At 34.7% G+C, this 12889-nt stretch carries 8 protein-coding genes; 4 read left to right on the forward strand and 4 right to left on the reverse strand.

Going from position 1 to position 12889, the window contains the following annotated elements:
• The first annotated feature begins 66 nt into the window (after positions 1-66).
• Positions 67-1602, forward strand: a complete 1536-nt coding sequence (hutH, locus tag HRU49_RS03685; RefSeq protein WP_296354288.1) for a histidine ammonia-lyase — start codon at positions 67-69, stop codon at positions 1600-1602.
• Here the strand turns inward: hutH and HRU49_RS03690 are convergent.
• Together HRU49_RS03690 and HRU49_RS03695 are read right to left on the reverse strand one after the other, a co-directional pair.
• Positions 1599-1979, reverse strand: a complete 381-nt coding sequence (locus tag HRU49_RS03690) for a hypothetical protein (protein ID WP_296354290.1) — start codon at positions 1977-1979, stop codon at positions 1599-1601. The two genes, hutH and HRU49_RS03690, sit on opposite strands and share 4 nt — an antisense overlap.
• A gap of 80 nt (positions 1980-2059) precedes the next feature.
• Positions 2060-4612, reverse strand: coding sequence for an ATP-dependent Clp protease ATP-binding subunit (locus tag HRU49_RS03695; RefSeq protein ID WP_296354292.1), 2553 nt, complete (start codon positions 4610-4612; stop codon positions 2060-2062).
• 263 nt (positions 4613-4875) lie between these two features.
• Here HRU49_RS03695 and gyrA point away from each other — a divergent pair, with 263 nt between their 5' ends.
• Positions 4876-7413: a DNA gyrase subunit A gene (gene gyrA, locus HRU49_RS03700; RefSeq protein ID WP_296354294.1), complete on the forward strand. Its 2538-nt coding sequence runs from the start codon at positions 4876-4878 to the stop codon at positions 7411-7413.
• Between the two features lie 28 nt (positions 7414-7441).
• On the forward strand, positions 7442-8731 hold the full coding sequence (locus HRU49_RS03705) for a tetratricopeptide repeat protein (protein WP_296354297.1): 1290 nt from the start codon (positions 7442-7444) through the stop codon (positions 8729-8731).
• Between the two features lie 50 nt (positions 8732-8781).
• Here the strand turns inward: HRU49_RS03705 and HRU49_RS03710 are convergent, their stop codons facing one another.
• Together HRU49_RS03710 and HRU49_RS03715 are read right to left on the reverse strand one after the other, a co-directional pair.
• Positions 8782-9531, reverse strand: a complete 750-nt coding sequence (locus tag HRU49_RS03710; RefSeq protein ID WP_296354299.1) for a C40 family peptidase — start codon at positions 9529-9531, stop codon at positions 8782-8784.
• A 9-nt stretch (positions 9532-9540) separates the two neighbouring features.
• Positions 9541-10719, reverse strand: coding sequence for an acetyl-CoA C-acyltransferase (locus HRU49_RS03715; protein ID WP_296354301.1), 1179 nt, complete (start codon positions 10717-10719; stop codon positions 9541-9543).
• 110 nt (positions 10720-10829) lie between these two features.
• Between HRU49_RS03715 and HRU49_RS03720 the strand changes: the two genes are divergently transcribed.
• A complete protein-coding gene (locus HRU49_RS03720) occupies positions 10830-12881 on the forward strand; it encodes an HDIG domain-containing metalloprotein (protein ID WP_296354304.1) in 2052 nt (683 codons plus the stop codon).
• Positions 12882-12889: the final 8 nt, after the last annotated feature.

Below are 12889 nucleotides of genomic sequence, written 5' to 3' on the forward strand. Positions count from 1 at the left end.
ATTTATTAACAATTTGTTGCGAAACCAAAAAATATTCTCACTTTTGAATAACATAAATCTTTCAATATGGATAACTACCATATCATTTCTTCAGAAAAGCTAGATATAGTTACGATTTACAATATTTTCAATGAGGACAAAAAACTTAAATTGTCTGATGCTTCTGTTGAAAGAATTAAGGCAAGTAAGGCGTATTTAAATAAAAAGTTAGCCTCTAATAAAAAACCTATTTATGGTATTAATACAGGATTTGGATCGCTTTATAATGTCAAAATATCAAATAATGACTTAACCAAACTTCAAGAAAATTTGGTAATGTCGCATGCGTGTGGCACTGGACAGCGCGTTCCAGAGTCTGTAGTAAAAGTAATGTTATTACTTAAAATTCAATCACTGAGTTATGGTCATAGTGGTGTGCAATTACAGACCATTGAACGCCTGATTGAATTTTTTAATCATGATATTTTTCCATTTGTTTTCACTCAAGGTTCTCTAGGTGCTTCAGGAGATTTAGCTCCATTGGCACATTTAGCTTTGCCCTTATTAGGGAAAGGAAATGTAGTACATAATGGCGATAATTATGACGCTTCCGAATTATTGGACAAATTTGGATGGGAACCTATTGCTCTTGAAGCTAAAGAAGGCCTTGCACTGCTTAATGGTACACAATTCATGAGTGCCTATGGTGTGTATCTTTTATTGATGTCTCACAAGACGTTATATTTAGCTGATATCATCGCTGCAATTTCATTGGATGCATTTGATGGTAGATTAGATCCATTCCATGATTTGGTACATGATGTAAGACCACACCCTGGACAACGCAAAGTTGCTAAGCGATTTAATGAACTTCTTGATGGGAGCCAATTGATTGAAAGAGAGAAAGCACATGTTCAAGATCCATATTCATTCCGTTGTATTCCTCAAGTACATGGTGCCACTAAGGACACTTTAGATTTTGTAGAGAAGGTTATCTTAACTGAAATTAATTCAGTTACGGATAATCCAAATATTTTTTCTGATGAGGATTTAATCATTTCAGGTGGTAATTTCCATGGTCAACCATTGGCTTTGGCTTTAGATTATCTTAAAATAGCAATGGCAGAAATCGGAAATATTTCTGAGCGTCGCATATTTCAATTAGTGTCTGGTTTAAGAGGATTGCCTGCATTCTTAGTTGATAATCCTGGACTTAATTCTGGTTTTATGATACCACAATACACTGCGGCTAGTATTGTCAGTGCAAATAAGCAATTGGCCTCACCAGCAAGTGTAGATAGTATCGTGTCAAGTAATGGCCAAGAAGATCATGTGAGTATGGGTGCAAATGCTGCAACACAAGCCTATAACTTAATCAGAAATATAGAACGCGTTATAGCAATTGAGCTAATGAATGCATCACAAGCTATCGAATTTCGAAGACCTCTAAAGACGTCGCCACTTTTAGAATCTTTTTTAGAGCATTATAGGAAGGTAGTACCTTATATTAAGGAGGACCAAGTATTGCATTTTGATATTGAAAATTCAATACAATTTTTAAAGGATGTCGAAATTGAAGTTGAAGAGTTGTTTATAAATAATTACGGAGTAGCTAAACATTAAGCTTTATCAAGATTTTTTATTAAATCGTCAGCCCATTCAAAGGCCTTATTTAAGTCTGTAAATATTTCAAAAGGTTTGTTGTAAAATCGTTGCTCTATTTGAGCATTAATTTTAGATTTATAATTATTTGAAACAACAGCGAATCCTTTCAGGTTTTTAATTTTTGATGTTTCGTAATAAATTTTGGGGTCTACTGAATATGAATTTAAACGATGTGTAATATATATAAAAGGTTTGTCCGAATAATAGGTCTCAGCAACGTCTACTAATACAGCATTATATTCTGGTGTAAGATTAACTCCTTCTTTCATTACATTAACCACATAATTATCGTAAATGGTCATATCACAAAAGTCGAAGACAAGTTTTTCTTTCATGAAAATTGGTTTTTGTTTCTTTAATATAAAAAAAAACTCCTTCAAATTGAAGGAGTTTTAATAATAATCGTTGAGTATACTTAGGATTCCGTTGTTTTACTTGATCCTTTAACTTTAATTTTCAATTCATCATTCTTAGTATCTAAATCCATTGTAATGGTATCACCTTCTTGAATTTTTGCATTTATAATTTCTTCAGCTAGTGCATCTTCAACATACTTTTGGATTGCTCTGTTTAAAGGTCTTGCACCATATTGCTTGTCGAATCCTTTTTCGGCAATGTAATCTTTAGCTTCATCAGTAAGCTCAAGATGATATCCTAAATCTTTTATTCTTGAAATAAGTTTAACTAATTCAATATCGATAATTTTGTTGATGTCTTCTTTTTCAAGAGCATTAAAGACAATAACATCGTCAATACGATTTAAGAATTCAGGGGCAAAAGCTTTTTTAAGCGCATTTTCTATAACTGCTTTAGCGTAATCAGACTCTTGCGCCTCCTTTGCGGATGTTCCGAATCCAACACCAGTACCAAAGTCTTTCAGTTTTCTAGCACCAATATTTGAGGTCATTATGATGATTGTATTTCGAAAATCAATTTTGCGACCTAAGCTATCGGTTAGATAGCCATCATCTAATACTTGCAATAGCATATTAAATACATCAGGATGTGCTTTTTCAATTTCATCTAATAAAACAACAGCATAAGGTTTACGTCTAATTTTTTCTGTTAGCTGTCCTCCTTCTTCATACCCAACATAACCTGGAGGTGCGCCAATAAGACGAGAAACCGCGAATTTCTCCATGTATTCGCTCATGTCAATTCTTACAAGCGCCTCATTACTATCAAACAGTTCATGTGCTAAAACCTTTGCTAACTGCGTTTTACCAACGCCTGTTTGACCTAAAAATATAAAGGACCCAATAGGTTTGTTAGGGTCTTTTAATCCAGCTCTATTTCGCTGAATAGCCTTAACTACTTTTCCGACAGCTGTATCTTGACCAATGACCCTTCCTTTGATTAATTCTGGTAACTGTGCCAGTTTATTAAGTTCCGTCTGAGCAATCTTATTAACAGGAATACCAGTCATCATAGAGATAACATCTGCAACATTGTCATCGGTAACGATTTCTCTATGTTGTTTGGTTTCTTCTTCCCATTTTTCTTGTGCAGATGCTAATTCCTTTTCTAAACGTTTTTCGTCATCTCTAAGTTTAGCTGCCTCTTCGTATTTTTGTTTTTTAACAACACTATTCTTGGTTTCTTTGACCTTTTCTAGTTGTTGTTCTAATTCAAGAATTTGTTTTGGGACATCGATGTTTGTAATGTGTACGCGAGAACCAGCTTCGTCTAGAGCATCAATTGCTTTGTCTGGTAAGAAACGCTCCGTCATGTAGCGATTCGTTAACTTCACACACGCTTCAATAGCCTGATCGGTGTAATCGACGTTGTGGTGTTCTTCGTATTTAGATTTGATATTATTTAGAATTTCGATGGTTTCCTCAACAGAAGTTGGTTCAACAATTACTTTTTGAAAACGACGTTCTAAAGCACCATCTTTCTCAATATACTGTCTGTATTCATCTAATGTTGTTGCACCAATACATTGAATCTCTCCTCTTGCTAATGCTGGTTTAAACATATTGGATGCATCTAAACTTCCGGTCGCACCACCCGCTCCAACTATGGTATGAATTTCGTCTATAAATAAAATAATATCATCATTTTTTTCGAGTTCATTCATCACAGCCTTCATGCGTTCTTCAAACTGACCTCTATACTTTGTACCTGCCACTAAACTCGCTAAATCTAATGTAACAACACGCTTATTAAACAGTGTTCTTGAGACCTTTCGTTTTACAATACGCAACGCTAGGCCTTCTGCGATAGCAGATTTACCCACACCAGGTTCACCTATAAGTAAAGGGTTGTTCTTTTTGCGTCTGCTCAGAATTTGAGATACACGCTGAATTTCTTTCTCACGCCCAACTACAGGGTCCAGTTTTCCTTCTTCAGCAAGAACAGTTAAGTCTCTTCCGAAATTATCAAGAACAGGTGTTTTGGATTTTTTATTTGTTTTTCCGGACTGGCTTGATCCAAAAGGATTTTGTTTTGCTTCTTCTTCCTCATTTATATCATCGTCTGAGAATGATTCTGCTTTTGGCTGGTCTAGGTAATCGTCTTCGCTTGTTATCATTGATTTAAATTCTTCTTTTACGTTATCATAATCCACCTTAAGTTTATTCAATAGTTTTGTGGTTGGATCATTTTCATTTCTTAAGATGCATAGCAATAAGTGAGCGGTATTTATTGAAGTGCTTTGAAACAACTTTGCTTCTAAAAATGTAGTTTTTAAAGCACGCTCAGCTTGCCTTGTTAAATGCAAGTTTTTCTTTTCATTGGATGTCGAGGTTATATTGGGGTTTGCAGGACTTAAAATCTCAACTTTTCTTCTTAAATGATTAAGATCTATATCCAATGAACTCAAAATATCAATAGCTTTTCCATTTCCGTCACGTAACAAGCCTAACATTAAGTGCTCGGTTCCTATAAAATCATGGCCTAAGCGCAATGCCTCCTCTTTACTGTATGCTATAACATCCTTAACTCTTGGGGAAAAATTATCGTCCATAGTATATTCCTTTCTGCATTAAAAATAATAAAAACATATTAGGTATATGTCAAAAACCATACCTTAAATAATATGGCTAGACGAAGAGACTAAAAAAGCATTTCAAATCAAAGCAAATCTATGGATACTTATTAACTAAAAAGATATCAAAAATTGTTAATAAAAACTCGTAAAAACGGCATTGTGTATCTCTTCAAACACTACTGAAATGCTTATATTAGCACGTTTTGAAAACCTACAAAAAGAACTAATTATTTTTATATATGGCAGAAGGAGAAAAACTCATTCCAATTAACATTGAAGATGAAATGAAATCAGCCTACATTGACTACTCAATGTCGGTCATTGTGTCACGTGCATTACCTGATGTAAGAGATGGTTTAAAGCCCGTTCATAGACGCGTACTTTATGGTATGCATGAACTTGGAGTTAGAGCTAATACAGCACATAAAAAATCCGCTAGAATTGTTGGTGAAGTATTAGGTAAATATCACCCGCATGGTGACACCTCAGTTTATGACACAATGGTGCGTATGGCACAAGAATGGAGTTTACGATACATGCTTATTGATGGTCAAGGAAATTTTGGTTCTGTTGACGGTGATAGTCCTGCGGCGATGCGTTATACAGAGGCAAGAATGCAAAAAATCTCTGAGGAAATGTTAGCCGATATCGATAAAGATACTGTTGATCACAAATTAAACTTTGATGACACACTAGAAGAGCCTACAGTATTACCAACACGTATACCTGGATTATTGGTTAATGGTGCATCTGGAATTGCCGTTGGTATGGCAACAAATATGCCACCTCACAACTTAACAGAGGTGGTTGATGGAACCATTGCTTATATAGATAATAACGATATCGAAGTTGATGAGCTTATGCAGCACATTAAAGCTCCAGATTTTCCAACGGGTGGTACTATCTATGGATATGATGGAGTTAAAGAAGCATTTCATACGGGTCGCGGTAGAATTGTGATGCGCGGAAAAGCCAATATTGAGGAGGTTAATGGTCGGGAATGCATTATAGTTAATGAGATACCATATCAAGTGAATAAGGCAGACATGATAAAGAAAACTGCAGACTTGGTAAATGATAAAAAATTAGAAGGTATATCAACAATTAGAGATGAGTCAGATAGAAAGGGGATGCGCATCGTTTACGTTTTAAAGCGTGATGCTATTCCGAATATTGTTTTAAATAAGCTTTACAAGTACACGGCCTTACAATCATCTTTTAGCGTTAACAATATTGCTTTAGTCAATGGTCGGCCACAATTGTTAAACTTAAAAGAATTAATACACTATTTCGTTGAGCATAGACATGAAGTAGTAGTGAGACGAACTAAATATGAATTGCGAAAGGCTGAAGAGCGCGCGCATATTTTAGAAGGTCTTATTATTGCCTCTGATAATATTGATGAAGTTATAGCTTTAATTAGAGCTTCTGCCAATGCTGAAGAAGCAAGAGCTAAATTAATTGAGCGTTTTGAATTAACTGAAATCCAGGCCAAGGCCATTGTTGAAATGCGCCTGCGTCAGTTAACAGGTTTAGAACAAGATAAGTTACGTGCTGAGTATGAGGAGCTTATGAAGACCATTGAGGATCTTAAGGATATCTTAGATAAGAAAGATAGACGTATGGATATTATTAAGTCTGAATTAGAAGTTATTAGAGATAAGTATGGTGATGAGCGTCGTTCTATTATAGAATATGCAGGAGGTGATCTTAGTATAGAGGATATGATCCCTAACGAGAAGGTTGTAATTACAATTTCTCATGCTGGATATATTAAGCGTACATCATTAACTGAATACAAAACACAAAATAGAGGAGGAGTAGGGCAAAAGGCGTCTACAACCAGAAATGAAGATTTCCTAGAACATTTATTTGTTGGTACTAATCATCAATACATGTTGTTCTTTACTCAGAAAGGTAAGTGCTTTTGGATGCGTGTTTATGAAATACCAGAAGGTGCTAAAACATCAAAAGGCAGAGCAATTCAGAACATGATTAATATTGAGCAGGATGATAAAGTGATGGCATTTATATGTACTCAAGATCTCAAAGATGAAGATTACATTAACAGTCATTATGTCATAATGGCAACGAAGAAGGGTCAAGTCAAGAAAACTTCTTTAGAGCAGTATTCTCGCCCAAGAACTAATGGTATTAATGCAATTACCATCAAGGAAGATGACACCTTACTAGAAGCTAAATTAACCACAGGTGAAAGTCAAGTGATGCTAGCTTTAAATTCTGGCAAAGCTATTAGGTTTGAAGAAGCCAAAACGAGACCTATGGGTAGAAATGCGTCAGGTGTTAGAGGAATAACATTAGGTCACGAGGAAGATGAAGTTATTGGCATGATTGCAGTTAATGATATGGAAAGTAACATCTTAGTGGTGTCTGAGAATGGTTATGGAAAGCGATCTAGTTTAGATGATTATAGAATTACCAATAGAGGTGGGAAAGGAGTAAAAACCATATCTATTACAGAGAAAACAGGTAACTTGGTGTCTATCAAGAATGTAACAGATGACGATGATTTAATGATTATTAATAAATCGGGTATCGCCATTAGAATGGAAGTTGCAGATCTAAGAGTTATGGGTAGAGCTACTCAAGGTGTGAAACTGATTAATTTAAAAGGTAAAGACTCAATTGCTGCTGTAGCTAAGGTTATGAAAGATGAAGATGAAGAATCTAATGTTGCAGAAGATACCGAAACAACAGAAGATAGCGGTCAGAATGAAGATGGCACGGCTCTTGATAATAATGAAACTGAAAACTAAAAATTAATAACAAAACTAATATTACACAATGAAAAAATTAATGACATTAGTACTGGTCTTTGCGGTAACTACATTGTCTTATGCACAAAAAAACGAGGTAAAGGCCATTGAGAAGGCAATTAGGAATTCGAATTTTTCTGATGCAAAATCTGCTGTGGCAGCTGCTGAAGCGTTAATGGGGGGCATGGACGATAAAACAAAGGCAAAATTTTACTTTTTAAAAGCTCAAGCATTATATGCAAATGGTGCGGGTACAGATAAAGATATAAATGAGGCTGTAGTATCGCTAGACGAGTTAAAGACTTTAGAGTCTGCAATGGGTAAATTGAAATATACCGAACAGGCAAATGAAATGAAATCGCAAATGTTCAATTCATTCATAACTAAAGCAAATAACGCTTTCAACAATAAAGACTACAAAACTGCTGCGGTTAGATTTGAAAAGGTGTATAGAATTTCCCCTAAAGACACAACATATTTATTTAATGCAGCGTATTCAGCTGTAGAAGATCAAGATTATGATAAAGCACTTGAGTATTTTATTGAGTTGAAAGATTTAGGATACACTGGAGTTAAAACGAATTATTATGCTACCAATAAAGAGACTGGTGAAGAGGAACTATTTTCTGATAAGTCAGGTAGAGATTTATCGGTTAGAACTTTAAAAACACACATTAAACCTAGAGAAGCCTTATCTAATTCTAGGAGAGCGGATATTGTAAAAAATATAGCTATCATTTTTGTGAATAAGGGCGAAAATGAAAAGGCATTAGCTGCAATTGAGGATGCTAAAGCTGATAACCCTAATGATTATAATTTAATTCTATCTGAAGGAAATGTTTATTTGAAGTTAGGAAATGAGGAAAAGGCTGCTGAGCTTTATCAAAAAGCTTTGGATATGGATCCTGAAAATCCAGAACTAAACTATAATGTAGGGGTTTTAGCAATGGAAGCAAAGCAATATGAATATGCAATTGATGCCTTTAAAAAGACATTAGTTTATAAGCCTAGTTATTCAGATGCAGCACTAAACTTATCTGCAATAGAAATTAACAGAGGAAATGCTATAAACGATGAAATGAATACCTTAGGTACTTCTGCGGCAGATAATAAGCGATATGATGAACTAAAGGCTGAAAAGAATGTATTCTTTACTAATGCTGCGGGATATTTAGAAGCATTTATCGAGAATAATCCAGGGAGTAATAGCTTAGATATTCTTAATCAGTTAAAGAATGTTTATGGTGCCTTAGGCGAAACAGAAAAATATAAAGCAACTAAGGATAAATTAGAAGCACTAGAGGCTGGGGGAAATTAACATTTAGATATTAATAATAAAAAAAGCGACTTTATTTAAAGTCGCTTTTTTTATATAATTTTTTTGATAACCCTTAACTTATGAGTGTGGGTGTTTTTATCAACATTATAAATACCACTGTGATCTAATCGATCAATGCGTACCTTTCCATGAGCATGGATTATATAGTTGTTTTCCATTATTATGCCAACATGAATAATAGAGCCTTCCGCATTATCAAAAAAGGCTAAATCACCTGGCTCACTTTCTTCGATGAAACTTAAGGCAACGCCCTGGGTTGCTTGTTGTGAGGCATCTCTTAAAAGGGAAAAGCCATTCAGTTTATAAACCATTTGTGTAAAACCTGAACAATCAATACCAAAAGGAGTTTTGCCTCCCCACAAATAGGGTGCATTTAAAAAGAGAAAGGCTGTTTTGATGAGGTTAGATTTTTCATTTTTCTCAGTCAATCTATTACCATCAAAATTATGATTTAAAAATGCTAAACTATTTAACTCAGAGCCCATTGGAATTGGATAAAGTTGCTCTGCAGCATCACTTACGTATTCTATTAGATCAGTGGATAGGTTTAATTTAGATTTAGATAAGTTACTATATGTCTCCTCATTCACTTCTAAATATTGTTTATTGTCCATCCAACCTTCGTACTTATCAAAAGCAAAACGAATACGGCTCCATTTCTTTCTTTGCTCTAAAACCTTAAAATAGTCACCATAAAGAGCTTGTGTTACCATTTCACTGGTATCACTGGGCTCTAAACGAATTGGAACTATTCCAAGATTACAAATGCCGTATTGCATAGATTGTTTTTAAGAACGCTCTAGTACCATTGCAGAAGCACCACCGCCACCATTACAAATTGCGGCCGCCCCAATTTTAGCATTATTTTGCTGAAGAACATTAATTAAGGTTACTAAGATTCGTGCTCCAGAACATCCTAAAGGGTGGCCTAATGAAACTGCACCTCCGTTCACATTAACTTTATCATCAGACAGTCCTAAAATTTTCATATTTGCTAATCCAACAACAGAAAAAGCTTCATTAAATTCAAAATAATCAACATCATCTAGTTCAATATTAGCCTTGGCTAAGGCCTTAGGTAAGGCTTTAGCTGGCGCTGTAGTAAACCATTTCGGATCATGTGCTGCGTCAGCATAACTTTTAACGGTTGCAAGTATTTTTAAACTAAGTTCTTCAGCCTTACTACGACTCATTAAAACTAGTGCAGCGGCTCCATCATTAATAGTTGAGGCATTTGCTGCTGTAACCGTCCCCTCTTTGGTGAATGCGGGTCTTAAAGTAGGAATTTTTTCCATCTTGACATTTGTATATTCCTGATCCCTGTCTATAATTAGGTCATCACCACGTCTTTGCGGAACATTAACCGGTATTACTTCATCAGAGAATTTCCCACTATCCCACGCTGCTTTAGAACGCTCGTATGCTCGAATCGCAAATGCATCTTGATCTTCTCTCGTGAAATTGTATTCTACAGCACAAGCATCAGCGCAAACACCCATTGCATTTTTATCATAAGCATCTACTAAACCATCTTTTTGCATGCCATCTTCTAAAGTCGCAGGTCCAAATTTTGTTGCGCTTCTTGCATGGTAATAATGAGGAATAAGACTCATATTTTCCATACCACCAGCAACTACGATATCTGCATCACCCAATTGGATCGCTTGAGCTGCTTGCATCACTGCTTTCATCCCTGATGCACAGACCTTATTTATAGTTGTACAAGGCACAGTATCAGGTATGCCAGCATAAATTGCAGCCTGTCTTGCAGGTGCTTGACCTGTTCCTGCTTGCACAACATTTCCCATTAATACTTCATCTACCATTTCTGGATTTAAATTAATTTTGCCAAGTGCACTTTTGATCGCGCAAGCACCAAGTTGCGGCGCAGAAACACTTGATAAATTTCCTAAAAAACTACCTATTGGCGTTCTAACTGCAGAAACGATTACGACGTCCTTATTCATTTTATTTGGTTTAAAATCTAGCTGCGAAATTAATCAATTTTTAAGATATTTTGGAATGTAATAGGGATTATGAAGGTCTAAAATTCTAATATTTGTTACATTTGGTTGATATGAAGGAATTTCTAAATAAGTGGTACAAGAATCATGCACTAATTTACAAGATACTTTTGTTCTTAGTAACCACACTCTTCATTGTTTATCTATTTCCAAAAACAGGAAAATTCCGATATTCATTCGAAAAAGGAAAACCCTGGCAATCAGAGAATTTATATGCGCCATTTAATTTTGCGATTAAGAAATCACAGACAGAAGTAGATTCCGAAAGACTCGAAATAGAAGAGAATGCATCGGTTTATTTTGACAAGAATTCAGAAATTAAAGATCAAGTGCATTCTGAATATGAGTCAAAGTTTAATCAGACTTTTCAAGATACTTTAGTTTTAAACTCGAGAGATATAGCATTGTATAAATCTGGTAAAGTACTGATTAATTACCTATATGATAAAGGCATACTTGATAGTGATTATAGTTACCCTTCAAACAAGCCCGCTATCTTAACATCTTCAAATACGGTAGTAAAACAACTTGAATATTCTGATTTAGTTAAAATGAGTGGTTTACGCCAGCGTCTCGATAAACACTTCTCAAATTTAACGTCTTTAGAACGACGTAACAAGATGATTTCTTTGTTTTTCGATATTATAAAACCTGACATTTCTCTTAATAAAAGTTTGACCTTAAATGCCTTGGAAGAAGAGATGGCTCAGATTTCACTAACTCGAGGATCTATTGATCAAGATCAGCTTATTATATCGAAAGGTCAAATTGTAGAAGATGAAGAGTACAATATCCTTAATTCTTTAAAATCGGAATACGAATCACAAGCATGGAATACAACCAATTATAATTGGGTTTTAGTAGCCTACACCCTTTTGGTAGCGCTGACATTATTGATGCTGCTTCTTTTTCTTAGAAAATATAGAGCAACGGTCTTTCGTAATAATACCAAGGTAACTTTTATAATCTTTAACGTAGTTTTAATGGTTGTCTTATCAACACTAATTATAAATTATAATTCGCAATACATTTATGTAGTTCCAATATGTATTTTACCTTTAATACTTAAGGCATTTTTTGATGCTCGTCTTGGCCTTTTTGCTCATGTGCTTACAGTTTTACTATTGGGATTTATTGTACCAAATAGTTATGAATATATGTTTCTGCAGATAATTGCTGGAATAGTTACGATTTTAACTGTATCTGAATTGTATAAGCGAGCCAATCTTTTTATCTCAGTCGGTCAAATAACTTTAATCTATATCATTGCTTACTTTGCATTTTTTGTAATTCAAGAGGGGCAGGTTACAAGTTTAAAATGGGAGACCTTTGGACTGTTCATTCTTTGTGGTTTAGCCACATTATTTGTGCAACCATTAATCTATATTTATGAAAAGATTTTTGGATTAGTTTCTGATGTATCGCTCCTAGAGCTTTCAGATACTAATACTAAATTGCTCAAAGAATTATCGAATAAAGCACCTGGAACATTCCATCACTCGTTAAATGTGGCTAATTTAGCAGAAGCATCAGCTAATGAAATTGGTGCTAATGCTATGTTGGTTAGAGTAGGAGCTTTATATCATGATATTGGTAAAATGACCAATCCAACATATTTTACTGAAAATCAAAGTACAGGAATAAATCCTCATGGTGAACTTTCAAATAGAGAAAGTGCAAAAATTATTATTGACCATGTGCTCAACGGTATTGAAATTGCTAAAAAGAATAATTTACCTGATCGCGTCATTGATTTTATTCGGACACATCATGGCACAAGTACAGTCTACTATTTCTATATGAAGGAAAAAGCAAATGATGAGGAGACCAATACTGAAGATTTTGAATATCCAGGACCAAAACCATTTAGTAAGGAAACCGTCATTTTAATGATGTGTGATGGTGTTGAGGCAGCTTCTAAAAGCTTAAAAGAACCAACGACGACAAAGATTAATGAATTTGTTGAAAACATTATCAATAAACAAATGGAGAGTGGACAATTTTTAAATGCCAATATTACTTTTAAAGAAATTCAAGCCATTAAGAAGGTCTTAAAACATAAGCTAGCTAATATCTACCACTTAAGGATTGAGTATCCAGAATAATCTAAATT

It is taken from the genome of Winogradskyella sp., assembly GCF_013213975.1.
Taxonomy (GTDB): Bacteria; Bacteroidota; Bacteroidia; order Flavobacteriales; family Flavobacteriaceae; genus Winogradskyella.

Bases quoted from the DNA above. Each gene is read 5' to 3' on its own strand.
- HRU49_RS03715 (WP_296354301.1), bottom strand. From the start codon at position 10,719: ATGAATAAGGACGTCGTAATCGTTTCTGCAGTTAGAACGCCAATAGGT.
- HRU49_RS03710 (WP_296354299.1), bottom strand. From the start codon at position 9,531: ATGCAATACGGCATTTGTAATCTTGGAATAGTTCCAATTCGTTTAGAG.
- HRU49_RS03705 (WP_296354297.1), top strand. From the start codon at position 7,442: ATGAAAAAATTAATGACATTAGTACTGGTCTTTGCGGTAACTACATTG.
- gyrA (WP_296354294.1), top strand. From the start codon at position 4,876: ATGGCAGAAGGAGAAAAACTCATTCCAATTAACATTGAAGATGAAATG.
- HRU49_RS03720 (WP_296354304.1), top strand. From the start codon at position 10,830: ATGAAGGAATTTCTAAATAAGTGGTACAAGAATCATGCACTAATTTAC.
- HRU49_RS03690 (WP_296354290.1), bottom strand. From the start codon at position 1,979: ATGAAAGAAAAACTTGTCTTCGACTTTTGTGATATGACCATTTACGAT.
- HRU49_RS03695 (WP_296354292.1), bottom strand. From the start codon at position 4,612: ATGGACGATAATTTTTCCCCAAGAGTTAAGGATGTTATAGCATACAGT.
- hutH (WP_296354288.1), top strand. From the start codon at position 67: ATGGATAACTACCATATCATTTCTTCAGAAAAGCTAGATATAGTTACG.